The 17807-nt window shown below is 69.1% G+C and carries 15 protein-coding genes and 1 tRNA gene; 11 read left to right on the top strand and 5 right to left on the bottom strand.

All coding sequences use genetic code 11. The annotated features are described in order from the left end of the window. Nucleotides 1-55: 55 nt before the first annotated feature. From purS to purM, 9 genes are all read left to right on the top strand, one after another. Nucleotides 56-301, top strand: coding sequence for a phosphoribosylformylglycinamidine synthase subunit PurS (gene purS / locus ACIPJI_RS28140; RefSeq protein WP_005315325.1), 246 nt, complete (start codon nt 56-58; stop codon nt 299-301). Further along, nucleotides 298-978, top strand: a complete 681-nt coding sequence (gene purQ, locus ACIPJI_RS28135) for a phosphoribosylformylglycinamidine synthase subunit PurQ (protein WP_307707257.1) — start codon at nt 298-300, stop codon at nt 976-978. Before purS ends, purQ begins: the two co-directional genes overlap by 4 nt. After that, nucleotides 975-3224 (top strand): phosphoribosylformylglycinamidine synthase subunit PurL, encoded by a 2250-nt coding sequence (gene purL, locus ACIPJI_RS28130; protein WP_307707256.1) that lies wholly within the window; start codon nt 975-977, stop codon nt 3222-3224. Before purQ ends, purL begins: the two co-directional genes overlap by 4 nt. A gap of 93 nt (nt 3225-3317) precedes the next feature. Further along, nucleotides 3318-3833: a winged helix-turn-helix domain-containing protein gene (locus tag ACIPJI_RS28125; protein ID WP_356624580.1), complete on the top strand. Its 516-nt coding sequence runs from the start codon at nt 3318-3320 to the stop codon at nt 3831-3833. Nucleotides 3834-3869: 36 nt separating this feature from the next. Further along, the gene (locus tag ACIPJI_RS28120; protein ID WP_402249591.1) at nt 3870-4709 is read left to right on the top strand and encodes a M23 family metallopeptidase; all 840 of its coding nucleotides are present in this window, start codon (nt 3870-3872) and stop codon (nt 4707-4709) included. A gap of 9 nt (nt 4710-4718) precedes the next feature. Beyond that, nucleotides 4719-5510 (top strand): sterol carrier family protein, encoded by a 792-nt coding sequence (locus ACIPJI_RS28115; RefSeq protein ID WP_402249589.1) that lies wholly within the window; start codon nt 4719-4721, stop codon nt 5508-5510. A 93-nt stretch (nt 5511-5603) separates the two neighbouring features. After that, nucleotides 5604-6431 carry an META domain-containing protein gene (locus tag ACIPJI_RS28110; RefSeq protein ID WP_402249588.1) on the top strand — a complete coding sequence of 276 codons (828 nt, stop codon included), beginning with the start codon at nt 5604-5606 and terminating at the stop codon, nt 6429-6431. Nucleotides 6432-6736: 305 nt separating this feature from the next. Continuing rightward, complete coding sequence (gene purF, locus ACIPJI_RS28105) at nt 6737-8254, top strand: amidophosphoribosyltransferase (protein WP_189474130.1); 1518 nt, start codon at nt 6737-6739, stop codon at nt 8252-8254. A gap of 33 nt (nt 8255-8287) precedes the next feature. After that, nucleotides 8288-9388 carry a phosphoribosylformylglycinamidine cyclo-ligase gene (purM, locus tag ACIPJI_RS28100; RefSeq protein WP_307707251.1) on the top strand — a complete coding sequence of 367 codons (1101 nt, stop codon included), beginning with the start codon at nt 8288-8290 and terminating at the stop codon, nt 9386-9388. Between the two features lie 86 nt (nt 9389-9474). Here the strand turns inward: purM and ACIPJI_RS28095 are convergent, their stop codons facing one another. Further along, nucleotides 9475-9729, bottom strand: a complete 255-nt coding sequence (locus tag ACIPJI_RS28095) for a DUF3073 domain-containing protein (RefSeq protein WP_005315345.1) — start codon at nt 9727-9729, stop codon at nt 9475-9477. A gap of 279 nt (nt 9730-10008) precedes the next feature. Next, on the bottom strand, nt 10009-11100 hold the full coding sequence (locus ACIPJI_RS28090) for a Glu/Leu/Phe/Val dehydrogenase dimerization domain-containing protein (RefSeq protein WP_356624588.1): 1092 nt from the start codon (nt 11098-11100) through the stop codon (nt 10009-10011). A gap of 185 nt (nt 11101-11285) precedes the next feature. Here ACIPJI_RS28090 and ACIPJI_RS28085 point away from each other — a divergent pair, with 185 nt between their 5' ends. After that, nucleotides 11286-12125 (top strand): hypothetical protein, encoded by an 840-nt coding sequence (locus ACIPJI_RS28085; RefSeq protein WP_356624590.1) that lies wholly within the window; start codon nt 11286-11288, stop codon nt 12123-12125. Nucleotides 12126-12606: 481 nt separating this feature from the next. Continuing rightward, entirely contained in the window at nt 12607-12813 is a 207-nt protein-coding gene (gene bldC / locus ACIPJI_RS28080) for a developmental transcriptional regulator BldC (protein WP_003949541.1), read from the top strand. A 345-nt stretch (nt 12814-13158) separates the two neighbouring features. On the opposite strand, the gene ACIPJI_RS28075 is transcribed toward bldC, so the two are convergent. The 3 genes from ACIPJI_RS28075 to hrpA all read right to left on the bottom strand — a co-directional run bounded on the left by ACIPJI_RS28075 (nt 13159) and on the right by hrpA (nt 17703). Further along, complete coding sequence (locus ACIPJI_RS28075) at nt 13159-13404, bottom strand: DUF6274 family protein (RefSeq protein ID WP_402249584.1); 246 nt, start codon at nt 13402-13404, stop codon at nt 13159-13161. Nucleotides 13405-13571: 167 nt separating this feature from the next. Further along, nucleotides 13572-13646: transfer RNA gene (locus ACIPJI_RS28070), tRNA-Asp, on the bottom strand. 94 nt (nt 13647-13740) lie between these two features. Then, nucleotides 13741-17703, bottom strand: a complete 3963-nt coding sequence (gene hrpA, locus ACIPJI_RS28065; RefSeq protein ID WP_356624593.1) for an ATP-dependent RNA helicase HrpA — start codon at nt 17701-17703, stop codon at nt 13741-13743. Nucleotides 17704-17807: the final 104 nt, after the last annotated feature.

The following is a 17807-nucleotide window of genomic DNA, read 5'->3' as shown; positions in this document are numbered from 1 at the left end:
TTCCGGGCGGGTACGCTGAGGGAACCGCCCTCGCAACACACCACCGGGAGTGCCCGTGGCTCGCGTCGTAGTCGACGTCATGCTCAAGCCCGAGATCCTCGACCCCCAGGGACAGGCGGTGCAGCGTGCACTGCCGCGACTGGGATTCGCCGGGATCGCGGACGTCCGTCAGGGAAAGCGCTTCGAACTGGAGGTGGAGGGGCCGGTCGACGACGCCGCCCTCTCCCGCATCCATGAGATGGCTGAAACGTTCCTCGCCAACACCGTCATCGAGGACTTCGTCGTGAAGGTGGAGTCGTGACCGCTCGTATCGGAGTCGTCACCTTCCCCGGAACGCTCGATGACCAGGACGCGCTGCGTGCCGCACGGCTCGCCGGCGCCGAGGCGGTACCGCTCTGGCACCGCGACAAGGACCTCAAGCAGGTCGACGCGGTCGTCCTCGCCGGAGGTTTCTCGTACGGCGACTATCTGCGCGCAGGTGCCATCTCCCGGTTCTCGCCGGTGATGGGGACGATCATCGAGCAGGCGAAGGCCGGTATGCCGGTCCTGGGTATCTGCAACGGTTTCCAGATCCTCACGGAGGCCCACCTCCTGCCGGGCGCGATGCTGCGGAACAACCATCTGCACTTCATCTGCCGTGACCAGAAGCTGCGGGTGGAGAACGCGGGCACCGCCTGGACCGCCGACTACGAGTCCGGCCAGGAGATCTCCGTACCGCTGAAGAACATGGACGGCCGGTACGTCGCCGACGAGCGGGTGCTCGACGAGCTCGAGGCCGAGGGCCGTGTCGCCTTCCGTTACCTGGACCTCAACCCCAACGGCTCGCTGCGCGACATCGCCGGCATCACCAACGCCGCGGGCAACGTGGTCGGTCTGATGCCGCACCCCGAGCACGCCGTGGAGCCGCTGATCGGTACCGGCGGTACCGACGGGCTCGGATTCTTCACCTCCGTTCTCAAGAAGCTGGTCGCAGCATGACTCTGGACACCGTCAAGCACGCCACCGAGACCCCGGACGCCGGCCAGCCGTGGAAGGAGCTCGGCCTCAAGGAGGACGAGTACGCCCGGATCCGCGAGATCCTGGGCCGCCGTCCCACCGGTGCCGAGCTCGCGATGTACAGCGTCATGTGGTCGGAGCACTGCTCGTACAAGAGCAGCAAGGTCCACCTGAAGCAGTTCGGCGAAAAGGCGCCCGAGAACGACGCCATGCTCGTCGGCATCGGTGAGAACGCGGGCGTCGTCGACGTCGGCCAGGGCTACGCCGTCACCTTCAAGGTGGAGTCGCACAACCACCCGTCGTACATCGAGCCCTACCAGGGCGCGGCCACCGGCGTCGGCGGCATCGTCCGCGACATCCTCGCGATGGGCGCCCGCCCGGTCGCCGTCGTGGACCCGCTGCGCTTCGGCGCCGCCGACCACCCCGACACCAAGCGCGTCCTGCCGGGCGTGGTCGCGGGTATCGGCGGCTACGGCAACTGCCTGGGCCTGCCGAACATCGGCGGCGAGGTCGTCTTCGACGAGTGCTACCAGGGCAACCCGCTGGTCAACGCCGGCTGCATCGGTGTGATGAAGCACGAGGACATCCACCTCGCGAAGGCGTCCGGCCCCGGCAACAAGGTGATCCTCTACGGCGCCCGCACCGGCGGCGACGGCATCGGCGGTGTCTCGGTGCTCGCGTCGGAGACCTTCGAGTCGACGGGTCCCGCCAAGCGGCCCGCCGTCCAGGTCGGCGACCCCTTCCAGGAGAAGCTCCTCATCGAGTGCACCCTTGAGATCTTCAAGGAGAAGCTCGTCGCGGGCATCCAGGACCTCGGCGGCGCCGGCCTGTCCTGCGCCACCTCCGAGCTGGCGAGTGCCGGCTCCGGCGGTATGCGGGTCGAGCTGGACAGCGTGCCGCTGCGCGACGCGACGCTCTCGCCGGAGGAGATCCTCATGAGCGAGTCGCAGGAGCGCATGTGCGCGATCGTCGAGCCGGACAAGGTGGACCGGTTCCTGGAGATCTGCGAGAAGTGGGACGTCATCGCCACCGTCATCGGTGAGGTGACCGAGGGCGAGCGCCTGGAGATCTTCTGGCACGGCGAGCAGATCGTCGACGTGCCGCCGCGGACCGTCGCCCACGAGGGCCCGGTCTACCACCGTCCGTACGCCCGCCCCTCCTGGCAGGACGCGCTCCAGGCGGACGACGCGAACAAGCTGGCCCGCCCGGCGAACGCGGAGGAGCTGCGCGAGCAGGTCCTCAAGCTGGTCGCCTCCCCGAACCAGGCCTCCAAGGCGTGGATCACCGACCAGTACGACCGCTTCGTGCAGGGCAACACCGTGCTGGCGCAGCCGGAGGACGCGGGCATGGTCCGGATCGACGAGAAGTCGAACCTGGGCGTGGCCATGGCGACCGACGGCAACGGCCGGTACGCGAAGCTCGACCCCTACACGGGTGCGCAGCTCGCGCTGGCGGAGGCGTACCGCAACGTGGCCGCCTCCGGTGCGAAGCCGCTCGCGATCTCCGACTGCCTGAACTTCGGCTCCCCCGAGGACCCGGACGTCATGTGGCAGTTCGCCGAGGCCACGCGTGGTCTCGCGGACGGCTGTCTTCAGCTGGGCACGCCGGTGACCGGCGGCAACGTCTCGCTCTACAACCAGACGGGCGAGACCGCGATCCACCCGACGCCGGTCGTCGCGGTGCTCGGTGTGATCGACGACGTCAACCGCAGGACGCCGATCGCGTTCGCCGAGGAGGGGCAGCTGCTCTACCTGCTCGGCGACACCCGCGAGGAGTTCGGCGGCTCGGCCTGGTCCCAGGTCGTCCACGACCACCTCGGCGGTCTGCCGCCGAAGGTCGACCTCGACCGGGAGAAGCTGCTGGGCGAGATCCTGATCTCCGCCTCCCGCGACGGCATGATCGACGCGGCGCACGACCTGTCCGACGGCGGCCTGATCCAGGCGGTCACCGAGTCGTGCCTGCGCGGCGGCAAGGGTGCGCGGCTGGTCGTCCCGGACGGTCTGGACGCGTTCACCTTCCTGCTGAGCGAGTCGGCCGGCCGTGCGGTCGTCGCCGTCCCGCGCAGCGAGGAGCTCCGCTTCAACGACATGTGCGGTGCCCGCGGTCTGCCCGTGACCCGTATCGGTGTGGTGGACGGAGACGCTGTCGAGGTGCAGGGCGAGTTCAGCATCCCGCTGAGTGAGCTGCGCACGGCGCACGAGGCGACCATCCCGGGTCTGCTCGTCTGACCTGTGCTCTGTGGCCCCCGTCCGGTTCCGACCGGGCGGGGGCTTCTGCGTGCGGGTGTTGCACGAGATTACGTAATTACGTAATCTCTTGGCATGGATCTGGAAGAGCGGGTCGCCGCGCTCGAGCGGCGGCTGGCGGCCCTGGAAGGCGCCCGGCCCGCCGCGACGAGCCCGGGTGACGGCGATTTCTGGGCGCTGGAGGGGCTGAAGCAGCAACTCGCCTCCGCCGGCGAGGCGGCGGAGGACGGTGGTGTGCTGTTCACCGGAGCCGTACGGCTGCCCACCCAGGAGCGGTACGAGTGGCAGTACGGCGCGCTCACCACGGACGTCCTCGACGAGGACGGCGCCGACCGGGGGCAGATCGCCGAGTCGCTGGCCGCCCTCGGCCACGCCGTCCGGCTGCGCCTGCTGCGCGAGATCCTCGGCGGCCGCCGTACCGCCGCCGAGCTGGCCGAGCTCGAAGGGCTCGGCACCACCGGCCAGATCTACCACCACCTGCGCCAGCTGACCGGCGCCGGCTGGCTCCACACCACGGGGCGCGGTCGCTACGAGGTGCCCGGGGCCCGGGTGGTCCCGCTGCTCGTGGTGCTGACCGCCGCGTGCCCGTGACACGGCAAATCCGTGCCGCACCAAGGGGGAACGACCATGTCCGTACGTAAAATGCTCGTGATCGTCCACCGGTCGGGGTGGGTGGCGTTCTTCGCGCTCATCCTCCTCGACCTGTTCGCCGGTCTTCCGTTCGACCGGCTGTGGATCTGGTCGCCCGCGCTGCTGTCCCTCGCGATACTCGTGGGCGCTTCCGTCCGTACCCGGCGGACCCAGCGTGAGCACCCGCGCGAGGCCGTCGAGGTCGGCGTCCCGGTGCGCGGCCGCTGGTCCGCGCTGAACAGCCCGGCCGACCGCACGCCGAGCCACGGCACCCATGGCTACGGGCAGACCTACGCCATCGACCTCGTGGCCGAGCCCGCCGAGGGCGCCCGGCCCGGGTTCAAGGTCCTGTGGCCGGTCGTCCGCCGGAACAAGGATTTTCCGGCCTTCGGGGAGCCGCTGTTCGCCGTCGCCGATGCCACCGTCGTCCACGCGGAGGACCGTCAGCGCGACCATCTCAGCCGCAATTCGCTGCTCGCGGTGCTCTACCTGCTGATCGTCGAGGCGTCGATCCGGGACATCGGCGGAGTCCGCAAGATCTTCGGCAACCATGTCGTTCTGGACCTCGGCGACGGAGTGTTCGCCGCGTACGCGCATCTCCAGCGCGGTTCCCTCGCGGTCCGGCCCGGTGACCGGGTCCGGGCGGGGCAGCCGATCGCCCGGTGCGGGAACTCCGGCAACTCCTCGGAACCGCACCTCCACTTCCAGCTGATGGACGGCCCGGACGCGGACACCGCGGTCGGCGTCCCGTTCCGCTGGCGCGGCCTCGAAGTCCCCGGGAACGGGAAGACGTTCACTGCCGGGGACCCGGTGACCGGCAGCCTGCCCACCCCGTAGGGTCGGCTCATGCCACCGGCCAGGAAGCGTCTTCGCAGCTACGATCCCGCCACCACCCGCGCCGCCGTGCTCGCCCAGTTCGGGCACGTCAGGCAGGCCGTGGACGGCCTCACCGACGATCAGCTCGCGCTGCCGACGCGGCTCGGTGACTGGACCGTGCGGGAGCTCGCGGCCCACATCGCCATGGTCGCCGGGCTCGTCACGCGCTATCTGCGGCAGCCGGAGCCGGACAAGCAGGACCTGGCGCTGCTGGACTGGCCCTTCGCGACGGTGACGGCGGCCGGCAAGGTCGACGAGGACACCAGGGCGTTCGCCGAGGGCGGTGCGGTCACCGAACTGTTCGACCGCACGGCCGCGGACCTCGAGGTACTGCTGCCGACCGCTGACGCGGAGCGGCTCGTGCCCATGCGGTTCGGCGGGATGCGGCTCGGGGACTTCCTGGTCACCCGCACCGTCGAGCTGATCGTCCACACCGACGACCTGAACGACGCGACCGGGCTGGACATCCCGTACGACCGCCGGGCGCTCGCCGCCTGCACACGGCTGCTCGCGGACGCCCTCGCGGTGAAGGCGCCGGGTGCGTCGACGGAGGTGCGTGTCCCGCCGTTCGCCGTGGTGCAGTGCGTCGAAGGCCCGAGGCACACCCGCGGCACGCCGCCCAATGTCGTCGAGACGGACCCGCTGACCTGGATCCGCCTGGCAACCGGCCGCACCGCATGGGGTGAGGCGCTCGACTCGGCGAAGGTCGGCGCGAGCGGCGAGCGCGCCGACATCGGGGCGCTGCTGCCGATCCTGGGCTGACCGGTCCGGGCAGCAGGGCCTTGTCCACCCATGCCGTGCGGCCGGACGGGGGAACGGGCGGAACCGACACCGGGGCCGCTCCGTCCCACGGGTATGCGCAATCAGCTGAGCATTTCTGTGACCGCACTGGCCGTCCTCGCGCTCGCCGCCTGCGGCACGGAGTCGGGCGCCGGCTCCGGTGACCGCGGCGACGGAGGAGGAACGGTGCAGCCCGATGTTCCCGTGACCGGTGTCCACTGGTCCGTCGACAGCGTCACGGTCGACGGGCGCAGGACACAGGCCCCGGCCGACGCCCACGTCGAGATCACCGACGAGGGGCGGGCCCAGGGCAACTACGGCTGCAACCACTTCGGCGCCGACGTGAAGATCGAGGGCGACACCATCACGGTGGGGCCCGGTGAGATGACCGAGATGGCGTGCGAGGAGAAGATCCAGGGCTTCGAGGACACCCTGCGTGCCGCCTTCTCCGGGAAGCTCAAGGCGAAGCTCAGCGACGGCAGGCTGACCCTGACGACGGAGAAGGGCGACTCCATCGCTCTCACGTCGGAGCCCTCCTCCCCGCTGGTGGGCACCAAGTGGTCCGTGAACAGCCTGGTGTCCGGACAGACGGCGGCGTCCCTGCCGGCCGGTACGGAGAACAAGGCGCATCTGACCTTCGCCAAGGACGGTTCCGTGAGCGGCAGCCTGGGCTGCAACCGCTTCACCAGCACGGCGAAGATCTCCGGCGACTCGATCACCTTCGGCCGCCTCGCCTCCACCCGGAAGCTGTGCCAAGGACCGGTGATGGACGTGGAGCGTCAGCTGGTCAAGGTCCTCGACGGGACGGTGAAGTACGAGCTGGGGCACCGGGCGCTGACGCTCACCGCCTCGGACGGCGAAGGCTTCGCGGCGGTCGCCTCCGACACCTCCCGCGAGAAATGACCGTGTGAACTAGCACACGCCGCCTCCGGCGGGCGTGACGGACCGGACCGGGCGCCCGTTGACGGAGGGTGATCACGCCGATCCCGACGGGCCGGAGGGCGAATCCCTGGCCGGGACGGGGTGCGGGCACGCCCGTCCCGGATCGTGGACGCCTCACTGGACGATTTCCGAGCGTCCCGCGAGGTCGGGCGCACACCGGCAGGCCCAGGGAACGGGCCCCTCATGCGCCCTTTGCACCCCTGGAAACCCGGTTGCGCGGTGTCCCCAATTCGGACCAGTGGTCGATCTCGCCTACACTCGGTGGCGTGCCACGTGGTGACGGACGACTCAACCACGACCTGCTCCCCGGTGAGAAGGGCCCCCAGGACGCTTGCGGCGTCTTCGGTGTCTGGGCTCCGGGAGAAGAGGTCGCGAAGCTCACTTACTTCGGGCTCTACGCCCTCCAACATCGAGGCCAGGAATCCGCGGGAATCGCGGTGAGCAACGGCTCCCAGATCCTCGTCTTCAAGGACATGGGCCTGGTTTCCCAGGTCTTCGACGAAACCTCCCTCGGCTCCCTCACAGGTCATATCGCGGTCGGTCACGCCCGCTACTCGACCACGGGTGCCTCGGTGTGGGAGAACGCGCAGCCGACCTTCCGGGCCACCGCCCACGGCTCGATCGCGCTCGGCCACAACGGAAACCTGGTCAACACCGCCCAGCTCGCGGAGATGGTCGCCGAACTCCCCAAGGAGAACGGCCGCGCCACCCAGGTCGCCGCGACCAACGACACCGATCTGATCACCGCGCTGCTCGCCGGCCAGGTCGACGACGACGGCAAGCCGCTGACGATCGAGGAAGCGGCCGCCAAGGTCCTCCCCGAGGTCCGGGGCGCCTTCTCGCTCGTCTTCATGGACGAGGGCACCCTCTACGCGGCCCGCGACCCGCAGGGCATCCGCCCGCTGGTCCTCGGCCGCCTCGAGCGCGGCTGGGTCGTCGCGTCCGAGACCGCCGCCCTGGACATCTGCGGCGCCAGCTTCGTCCGCGAGATCGAGCTCGGTGAGCTCATCGCGATCGACGAGAACGGCCTCCGCAGTTCGCGCTTCGCGGAAGCGAAGCCCAAGGGCTGTGTCTTCGAGTACGTCTACCTGGCCCGCCCCGACACGGACATCGCCGGCCGGAACGTCTACCTCTCCCGCGTGGAGATGGGCAGGAAACTGGCCAAGGAAGCCCCGGTCGACGCCGACCTGGTCATAGCGACGCCGGAGTCCGGCACCCCCGCGGCCATCGGCTACGCAGAGGCCAGCGGTATCCCGTACGGCTCCGGCCTGGTGAAGAACGCCTATGTCGGCCGCACCTTCATCCAGCCCTCGCAGACCATCCGCCAGCTGGGTATCCGCCTCAAGCTGAACCCGCTCAAGGAAGTCATCCGGGGCAAGCGGCTGGTCGTCGTGGACGACTCGATCGTCCGCGGCAACACCCAGCGGGCCCTGGTCAAGATGCTCCGCGAGGCAGGAGCGGCCGAGGTCCACATCCGGATCTCGTCCCCGCCGGTGAAGTGGCCCTGCTTCTTCGGGATCGACTTCGCGACCCGCGCGGAGCTCATCGCCAACGGCATGACGATCGACGAGATCGGCACCTCGCTCGGGGCCGACTCCCTGTCGTACATCTCCATCGACGGCATGATCGAGGCGACCACGATCGCCAAGCCGAACCTCTGCCGTGCCTGCTTCGACGGCGAGTACCCGATGGAGCTGCCCGACCCCGAGCTGCTCGGCAAGCAGCTTCTGGAGACCGAGCTGGCGGGCGGCTCCGACGCCGCCGACGCGCTCCGTCGTCCGTGATCCCCCTGCAGTACGACACGAAAGTTCTCCAGCATGTCTGCTGAATCTTCCGAGCGTGCTCCGCACGCGGGCACCGGTGCCAGCTACGCGGCAGCGGGCGTCGACATCGAGGCGGGCGACCGCGCGGTGGAGCTGATGAAGGAGTGGGTGAAGAAGACGCAGCGCCCCGAGGTCGCGGGCCTCGGCGGCCTCGGCGGTTTCGCCGGCCTCTTCGACGCCTCCGCCCTCAAGCGCTACGAGCGTCCGCTGCTCGCCTCCGCCACCGACGGCGTCGGCACCAAGGTCGACATCGCCCGCCAGATGGGTGTGTACGACACGATCGGCCACGACCTGGTGGCCATGGTCATGGACGACATCGTGGTCTGCGGCGCGGAGCCGCTGTTCATGACCGACTACATCTGCGTCGGCAAGGTCCACCCGGAGCGGGTGGCGGGGATCGTCAAGGGCATCGCGGAGGGCTGCGTGCTCGCCGGCACCGCCCTGGTCGGCGGCGAGACCGCGGAGCACCCCGGCCTGCTCGGCCCCGACGACTTCGATGTCGCGGGTGCCGGTACCGGTGTGGTCGAGGCGGACCGGCTGCTCGGTCCGGAACGCATCCGTAAGGGTGACGCGGTCATCGCGATGGCGTCGTCCGGGCTTCACTCCAACGGGTACTCGCTGGTCCGGCACGTGCTGTTCGACCGGGCGAAGATGTCGCTGGACCAGCAGGTCGAGGAGCTCGGCCGGACGCTGGGCGAGGAGCTGCTCGAGCCCACCAAGATCTACTCGCTGGACTGCCTGGCGCTTACCCGGACCACCGAGGTGCACGCGTTCAGCCACATCACCGGCGGCGGTCTCGCGAACAACCTGGCGCGGGTCTTCCCCGACTCGCTGCACGCGGTCGTCGACCGTTCGACCTGGACCCCCGGAGCGGTGTTCGATCTTGTCGGCAAGGCCGGCCAGGTCGAGCAGCTCGAGCTGGAGAAGACCCTCAACATGGGCGTCGGCATGATGGCCGTCGTGCCGCAGGAGTCCGTCGATGTGGCGCTGACCACACTCGCCGACCGCGGCGTCGACGCGTGGGTGGCCGGGACCGTCGTCGACCGGGACAGCGACCGGCACACGGGTGCGGAGCTGACCGGGACGTACGCATAGCGATCGCGGTCCGGCGGGCGGCGTGAGCTGACAGCACAGAACCCGGTCCGGGGTCGCCCCTGGACCGGGTCAGTGTCGGTGCAGCGTCAAGCGCCGCGGCGCTGTTGCGACGACGGACCGGACTCGTCGTCCTCGTCCTCGTCGTCGTTGTACAGATCCGCGTACTGTGCGTACGGGTCGTCTTCCTCGTCGTCGTCCTCGAACGGCTCGCCGTTCGGAGGCTGACTCGAAGTCGAAGCGCCCAGCTCGTTGGCCAGACGCGACAGGTCAGTCCCGCCGCTGTTGTACTTCAGCTGGCGGGCGACCTTTGTCTGCTTGGCCTTGGCCCGGCCGCGCCCCATGGCTCGACCCCCTCGGTGACGGGGCTCGACGGCCCCAGAGTCTTGACACGCGTTCATGAGTCGGAACGGGCTCTCCGTGGAGAGACCGGTCCGTAGGGCTTCAACGGTACCTGCTTCCGCGGCCATACGGTACGCCGCCCGCATCACGTGCCACTTGGCAGGACCAGCGAGGTACCCAATCCTCGCTGGTCAACTGCGATTTTAACCTCTTCCCGGCGGTCGACCCGCCGACCGGGGTGAGTCTTGTCTCCCCGAGGCCGGCGGGCCGGTCGGACACGGTCAGCGACCGCGCGCCTCAGCCATGCGGTGCTCGGCGATCCGGTCGGCCGCAGCGGCCGGCGGAATGCCGTCTTCCTTCGCACGTGCGAATATCGCCAGCGTCGTGTCGAAGATCTTCGACGCCTTCGCCTTGCAGCGGTCGAAGTCGAAGCCGTGCAGTTCGTCGGCGACCTGGATGACGCCGCCGGCGTTCACCACGTAGTCGGGCGCGTAGAGGATGCCGCGGTCGGCGAGGTCCTTCTCCACACCCGGGTGCGCGAGCTGGTTGTTGGCCGCGCCGCAGACCACCTTCGCCGTCAGGACCGGGACGGTCGCGTCGTTCAGGGCGCCGCCCAGCGCGCAGGGGGCGTAGACGTCCAGGCCCTCGGTGCGGATCAGGGTGGCCGTGTCGGCGACCGCGGTCACCTGGGGGTGCCGGTCGAGGATCCGGCGCACCGAGTCCTCGCGGACGTCCGTGATCACGACCTCGGCCCCGTCGGAGACCAGGTGGTCGACCAGGTGGTGGCCCACCTTGCCGACACCCGCCACGCCGACCTTGCGGCCGCGCAGCGTCGGCTCGCCCCACAGGTGCTCGGCCGAGGCGCGCATGCCCTGGAAGACGCCGTACGCGGTCAGCACGGACGAGTCGCCCGCGCCGCCGTTCTCGGGGGAGCGGCCGGTCACCCAGCGGCTCTCACGTGCGACGACGTCCATGTCGGCGACGTAGGTGCCGACGTCGCAGGCGGTCACGTAACGGCCGCCGAGGGAGTCGACGAACCGGCCGTAGGCCAGCAGCAGTTCCTCGGACTTGATCTGCTCGGGGTCACCGATGATCACGGCCTTGCCGCCGCCGTGCTCGAGGCCGGCCATGGCGTTCTTGTACGACATGCCCCGGGAGAGGTTCAGCGCGTCGGCGACGGCCTCTTCGTCGGACGCGTACGGGTAGAAGCGGGTGCCGCCGAGGGCCGGGCCCAGGGCGGTGGAGTGGATGGCGATGACAGCCTTCAGGCCACTGGCGCGGTCCTGGCACAGCACGACTTGCTCGTGGCCCCCCTGCTCCGATCGGAACAGGGTGTGCAGTACGTCGGCATTGGCGCCGGTCACATCGGTCACGGTGGTGACTCCCAAGTACGAAGCGGCGGAGACAGTCCATCCTCGGGGGCCTGACCGTCGCTTTTGGCTGGGCAGACGCGGGGAAGGACCGGTTGGGCAAGAGGGTAAGTCCTACGCGTGCGTAGATCCGACGCAGTGCCGAGGATCACCCTCTCTCGGGGTACCGGCGTGGAAGGATTCGCGGCATGCCAGCGCTGTCCTCGGTTCTTGTCCCTTACGCGTCCTATCTTCGGATCTACGAGCCGCTGGCGGCCTTCCCCGAGCCGGAACGCGGCCACTGGGCCCGCTACGCCCGCAGGGACGCCACACCGACCGCCCAGGACGAACTGCGCCGTTCGCTGGCCGACTTGCTGCCGACCCCGCCCGTCCCCGTGCCGGTCCACGAGAGCGCCGACGCGTTCGTGGCGGACGTCGACGGAGTGGTCTGCGTGTGCCCCTGGCGGACCCGGCTGCGCGGCTGGCTGGCTCTGGAGGAGCTCGGCGACCAGCTGCCGGCGCAGCTGCTGGACGCGGCGCTGCCGCAGGTCGTGCGGGACCAGGCGGCGGCGGACTTCGAGGAGTGGCGCGCGCGCAACCCGGACGCCCGGCCGTGGATCAGGACGGCGGTCTGGCATGTACCGGTCGGCTGGTTCACGCTCTTCGCCGACGAGGAGCGGGAGTACGAGGCGGCCGGTCCGGCCGCGCCCGTGCTGCGGTACCGGACGCCGATGGTCCAGGCCCGCAGACGGGTCGCACGGGCGCTGCGGACGCTTCGGGAGACGATCGACGAGGGTCCGCTGACCGACGGGCTGCTGGACGTCGGTCGCTGGCTCGAGGAGTTCCACCCGCGGTCGCTCGTGGAACTGGATTACGGGGGCCTGGTGCACGCGCTGCCGGACGGACAGCTGGCGCAGGACCGCTCCGCGGCCGATGTGGCCGAGGGGATCGCTGCGCTGCGGGCCGGCGACGCGGAAGGGGCGGCGCGGGCGTACGGGCGGCTGACCGAGCGCTGGCGGGCCGTCAGGGACCGTCAGTTCGCCAACTGAAGGCCGACTTCGTTGTCGGGGATGCGCTGCGTACAGGACGTAGGTCCCGATCCGGGCACTTGCCCCTCAAGCGTGACGGACGGCACTAACCGCGCTCTTGCGCCCATCACCTACCCTCGTGTCAAAATAGGACAAGGAGTCCGGGGAGGGTTCCTTCCGTCCAAGTAAGGGCGGAATGCTCAGCATTGCACGCTATGGGGGGTCTGGCGACTCCTGATCGCTCTGTGACTGATCGTTACTGTGACGTGACTGTCCGTTATGGCATGGTCCATCGGGCTTCGGCCGCTGATGGACACCTGAGAGGGCAATTCCATCGGTTTGGCCGACGTCGCTGGACAGATGGTGTAGTTGTAGTGCCGAGGACAAGCCGTTCGTCCTATAACCGACTCGGCCCGCGTCTGCCATTTCGGGCAACGCGGGTCAAGGTGCAGAATTTAGAGGAAAGAACCGAGAAGGTTCGGTTCTCCCGAGGAGGCCGCTCATGACCGCTCGCACCCCTGATGCCGAGCCGCTGCTGACCCCGGCTGAGGTTGCCACCATGTTCCGCGTGGACCCGAAGACGGTTACCCGCTGGGCCAAGGCAGGCAAGCTCACGTCCATCCGCACGCTCGGAGGACATCGCCGGTACCGCGAGGCAGAGGTCCGCGCACTGCTTGCGGGTATCCCGCAGCAGCGCAGCGAGGCCTGAACACCCCTGTAACACCGGGTGTTTCCGGGGCCCCCACCTCGGAAAACCCACCCCTAGCTCCATGTGACGGTGCTCTGCCCCAACAGACCCTCGTCATCGATCGCGCTGGACTCCGCCGGGTCCAGCGCGATTTTTTTGTGTCCGGGCAGGGCGCCGGTGGGTCCTGTGCCGGCCTGCGCCGGACCACCCTGGGGGGAGTGCAATGGCACATATTAAATCGGACGGTTGTAGGGAGGGGTTAAAAGGATGGGTTCTGAAAACCCGTTCGGTGACTCCCGTCACACCGCACGCCTCTTGCCAAACCCCGGCCTGTCACGGAACCAGGCGCCCAGAGGCGGCTGTTGGTCACTCCTCGGTGGGACCTTCGTCCTCGGCCGACGGGCCCTTCGGCGCCTCTGTCGGCGGCCGGGTGGCGGGCGGCTGTGCCTGCCCGGTGCCGGACGGCTCCTCGTCGGGGCGCTCCATGGCGAGCCGCAGGAGGCGATGGCAGATGGGGCAGGACCTTGTGAGGTGCCGGTAGCCGGATGCGGCGGACAGATGGGCGCGCAGCAGCGCCCGGGTCTCGTACCGCCGTGCTGTGGACGCCGCCATGCACGTCACCTCCGGGTGTGTGCCGTCCCCTTGGGTCTCTCGTCCGGCTCAGGCAGCGTCCGAACGAAAGGCCCTAGTGACTGGGTACCCGTGGCAGATGACGCCGTCAAGACGGCCGGGCACGACGAAGGCCCGCATCGAATGATGCGGGCCTTCGTCATATCGCGCGGTCCTGACGGGATTTGAACCCGCGGCCTCCACCTTGACAGGGTGGCGAGCACTCCAAACTGCTCCACAGGACCAGGTTTCGCAGCCGGTACTTGCTTCCTTGGCTGCGAGAGAGACTGTACAGCAGGTGCGACCATCAGGTCGAACTCACTCCGGGCGATCGGCCCGTCACGGCGCCGCTGCGTCGATGGCCTTCACGATCCGCTTGTCGGACACCGGGTACGCCGTGCCCAGCGCGTGCGCGAAGTAGCTCACCCGCAGCTCCTCGATCATCCAGCGGATGTCCAGGACCTCCTGCGGCACCGGCCGGCCCTGCGGCAGCTGCTCGAGCAGCCAGGCGTACTCGTCCTGCATCTCGTGGACCTTCTCCATGCGCGTGGTGTCGCGCTGGACGGCCGTGGGCATCTGCTGGAGGCGACGGTCCACGGCCACCAGGTAGCGCATCAGGTCGGGCAGCCTGCGCAGCCCTGTGCGGGTCACGAAGCCGGCCGGCACGAGGGCCGCCAGCTGCTCGCGTACGTCCTGGACGTTGTTGATGAGCACCAGGCTGTTCGTGGCCTTCAGGCGGCGCTCGCAGGCCTGCCAGGCCGCCAGGATCTGCTGCACCTGGTCGATCGTGCGGACGGTCAGGTCGACGAGGTCGGCCCGCACCTTGTCGAACAGCTTCCGGAACGATTCCTCGTCCCACGCCGGTCCGCCGTGCTCCGCGATCAGACGGTCGGCCGCGGCCAGGGCGCAGTCCTCGAAGAGCGCCTGGACCGAGCCGTGCGGATTGCGGGAGAGCGCCAGCTTCTGCTGGTTCGTCAGCTTGTCGGAGGCGAACTTGGCGGGATTCACCGGGATGTTGAGCATGATCAGACGGCGGGTTCCGCTCCACATCGCCTGCGCTTGCTCCGCCTCGGTGTCGAAGAGCCGTACGGCGACGGAGCCGCCCTCGTCGACCAGGGCGGGGAACGCCTTGACCGGCTGACCCGCGCGCCGCGTCTCGAAGACCTTCGAGAGCGTGCCGATCGTCCAGTCCGTGAGTCCGGTGCGCTCCAGGGACTCGCCGGAGGGGCTGGAGGAGGCGGCGGCCTTGGAGAGCGCCTGGCGGGCCTTCGGCTTCAGCTGGACCCGAAGAGCCTCCAGGTCCTTGTCCTCCGCGAGCTTCTTACGGCGCTCGTCGACGATCCGGAACGTGATCTTCAAGTGGTCGGGCACACGGGAGAGGTCGAAGTCGTCCGCCGTGACCGGCACGCCGACCATCCGCTTCAGCTCCCGCGCGAGCGTGACCGGTAGCGGCTCCTGGAGCGGCACGGCCCTGGCCAGGAACGCCTTCGCGTAGTTCGGCGCGGGCACGTAGTGGCGGCGGACCGGTTTCGGCAGCGAACGGATCAGCTCGGTGACCACGTCCTCGCGCAGGCCCGGGATCTGCCAGTCGAAGCCCTCGTCGGTCACCTGGTTCAACACCTGCAGCGGGATGTGCACGGTGACACCGTCCGCGTCCGCGCCCGGTTCGAACTGGTACGTCACCCGGAACTTCAGCCGGCCCTGCCGCCACGAGTCCGGGTAGTCGTCCTTGGTGACCTCACCCGCCTTCTCGTTGATGAGCATCTCGCGCTCGAAGTCGAGCAGGTCGGGCTGCTCGCGGCGCTTGTGCTTCCACCAGGAGTCGAAGTGCGCGCCGGACACGACGTGTTCGGGCACCCGCTGGTCGTAGAAGTCGAAGAGGGTCTCGTCGTCCACCAGGATGTCGCGGCGGCGGGCGCGGTGCTCCAGCTCCTCGACCTCGGTCAGCAGTCTGCGGTTGTCCGCGAAGAACTTGTGGTGCGTGCGCCAGTCGCCCTCGACCAGCGCGTTGCGGATGAAGAGGTCACGCGAGACCTCCGGGTCGATCCGCCCGTAGTTCACTTTCCGCTGGGCGACGATCGGCACGCCGTAGAGCGTCACCTTCTCGTACGCCATCACCGCGGCCGCGTCCTTCTCCCAGTGCGGTTCGCTGTACGTACGCTTCAGCAAATGCTGTGCGAGCGGTTCGATCCACTCCGGTTCGATCTTCGCGTTGACCCGCGCCCACAGCCGGGACGTCTCCACCAGCTCGGCGGACATCACGAACCGCGGCGGCTTCTTGAAGAGGGCAGAGCCGGGGAAGATCGCGAACTTGGCGCCGCGGGCGCCCAGGTACTCGTTCTTCCCTGTGCTCCTCCCGCTCTCGCCCCCGGTCTCCTTCACGTCCTTCATGCCGACGTGCGAGAGCAGACCCGCGAGCAGCGAGACGTGGACGGCCTGCTCGGGCACGGCGGCATCCGCCGAGGGCTCCTCGAGATGCATGCCCATCTGCTTGGCGACCGTGCGGAGCTGGGAGTAGATGTCCTGCCACTCCCGGATGCGCAGGAAGTTCAGGTACTCCTGCTTGCACATCCGGCGGAAGCTCGAGGAGCCGCGCTCCTTCTGCTGTTCACGGACATAGCGCCACAGGTTGAGGAAGGCGAGGAAGTCGCTCGTCTCGTCCTTGAAGCGGGCGTGCTGCTGATCGGCCTGCGTCTGCTTCTCCGCCGGGCGCTCTCGCGGGTCCTGGATCGACAGGGCGGCCGCGATCACCATGACCTCGCGCACACAGCCGTTCTTGTCGGCCTCGACGACCATGCGGGCGAGCCGGGGGTCGACCGGCAGCTGGGAGAGCTTGCGGCCCATCTCCGTCAGCTTCTTGCGGGGATCCTTCTGCGCCGGGTCGAACGCGCCCAGTTCCTGGAGGAGCTGGACACCGTCGCGGATGTTGCGGTGGTCCGGCGGGTCGATGAACGGGAACTTCTCGATGTCGCCGAGTCCGGCCGCCGTCATCTGGAGGATGACCGACGCCAGGTTCGTGCGGAGGATCTCCGGGTCCGTGAACTCGGGCCGGGCGTCGAAGTCGTCCTCCGAGTACAGCCGGATGCAGATGCCGTCCGACGTACGGCCGCAGCGGCCCTTGCGCTGGTTGGCGCTGGCCTGGCTGATCGCCTCGATGGGCAGCCGCTGCACCTTCGTGCGATGGCTGTAGCGGGAGATACGGGCGGTCCCCGGATCGATCACGTACTTGATGCCGGGGACCGTCAGCGACGTCTCCGCGACATTGGTGGCGAGGACGATCCGCCGGCCGGTGTGCTGCTGGAAGACGCGGTGCTGCTCGGCGTGCGAGAGACGGGCGTAGAGGGGGAGCACCTCGGTGAAGCGGTACTGCTTCTTGTTGAGCGCCTCCGCGGTGTCGCGGATCTCGCGCTCGCCGGAGAGGAAGACGAGGATGTCGCCCTTCCCCTCGCCCATCAGCTCCTCCACCGCGTCCGTGATCGCGGTGATCTGGTCGCGGTCGCTCTCCTCGCCGTCCTCTTCGAGCAGCGGGCGGTAACGGACCTCGACGGGATACGTACGGCCGCTGACCTCGACGATCGGGGCGTCACCGAAGTGCCGGGAGAAGCGCTCGGGGTCGATCGTCGCGGACGTGATCACGACCTTGAGATCGGGACGCCTGGGCAGCAGCTGTGCCAGGTAGCCGAGCAGGAAGTCGATGTTGAGCGACCGCTCGTGGGCCTCGTCGATGATGATCGTGTCGTAGGCGCGCAGCTCGCGGTCGGTCTGGATCTCGGCGAGCAGGATGCCGTCCGTCATGAGCTTCACGAAGGTGGCGTCCTGGTTCACCTGGTCGGTGAAGCGGACCTTCCAGCCGACGGCCTCGCCGAGCGGGGTGTCCAGCTCTTCCGCGACCCGTTCCGCGACGGTGCGGGCGGCGATACGGCGGGGCTGCGTGTGGCCGATCATGCCGCGCACGCCACGGCCCAGTTCCAGACAGATCTTCGGGATCTGGGTCGTCTTGCCGGAGCCGGTCTCACCCGCGACGATCACGACCTGGTGGTCCCGTATCGCCTCGAGGATCGCGTCCTTCTTCTGGCTGACCGGAAGCTGCTCCGGGTACGAGACCTCGGGTACGCGGCCGGCCCGGAGGGCGGTGCGGGCCGCGGACTTCTCCGCCTCCGCGGCGATCTCGTCCAGCACGGCCTGCCGAGCCTCGGGCTTACGGATGCGGCGGGCGCCTTCGAGACGGCGGCCGAGCCGGTGGGCGTCGCGCAGCGACGCCCCGGCCAGCAGGGTCTGAAGGTCGGCGAAGGAAGTAGACATACGAACACCAGGATCGCACCCCCGGGAAACCACTGGCGAACTCATTTCACGCGCAGCCTGGTGCAGTATGGAGCGAATCCGCCCCTGCCCGACCCGAAAGGACA

The organism is Streptomyces sp. NPDC086835, assembly GCF_044745705.1.
Taxonomy (GTDB): Bacteria; Actinomycetota; Actinomycetes; order Streptomycetales; family Streptomycetaceae; genus Streptomyces.
The sequence above is the reverse complement of the archived record's forward strand: the minus strand, read 5'-3'. Positions and strand labels throughout refer to the sequence as shown.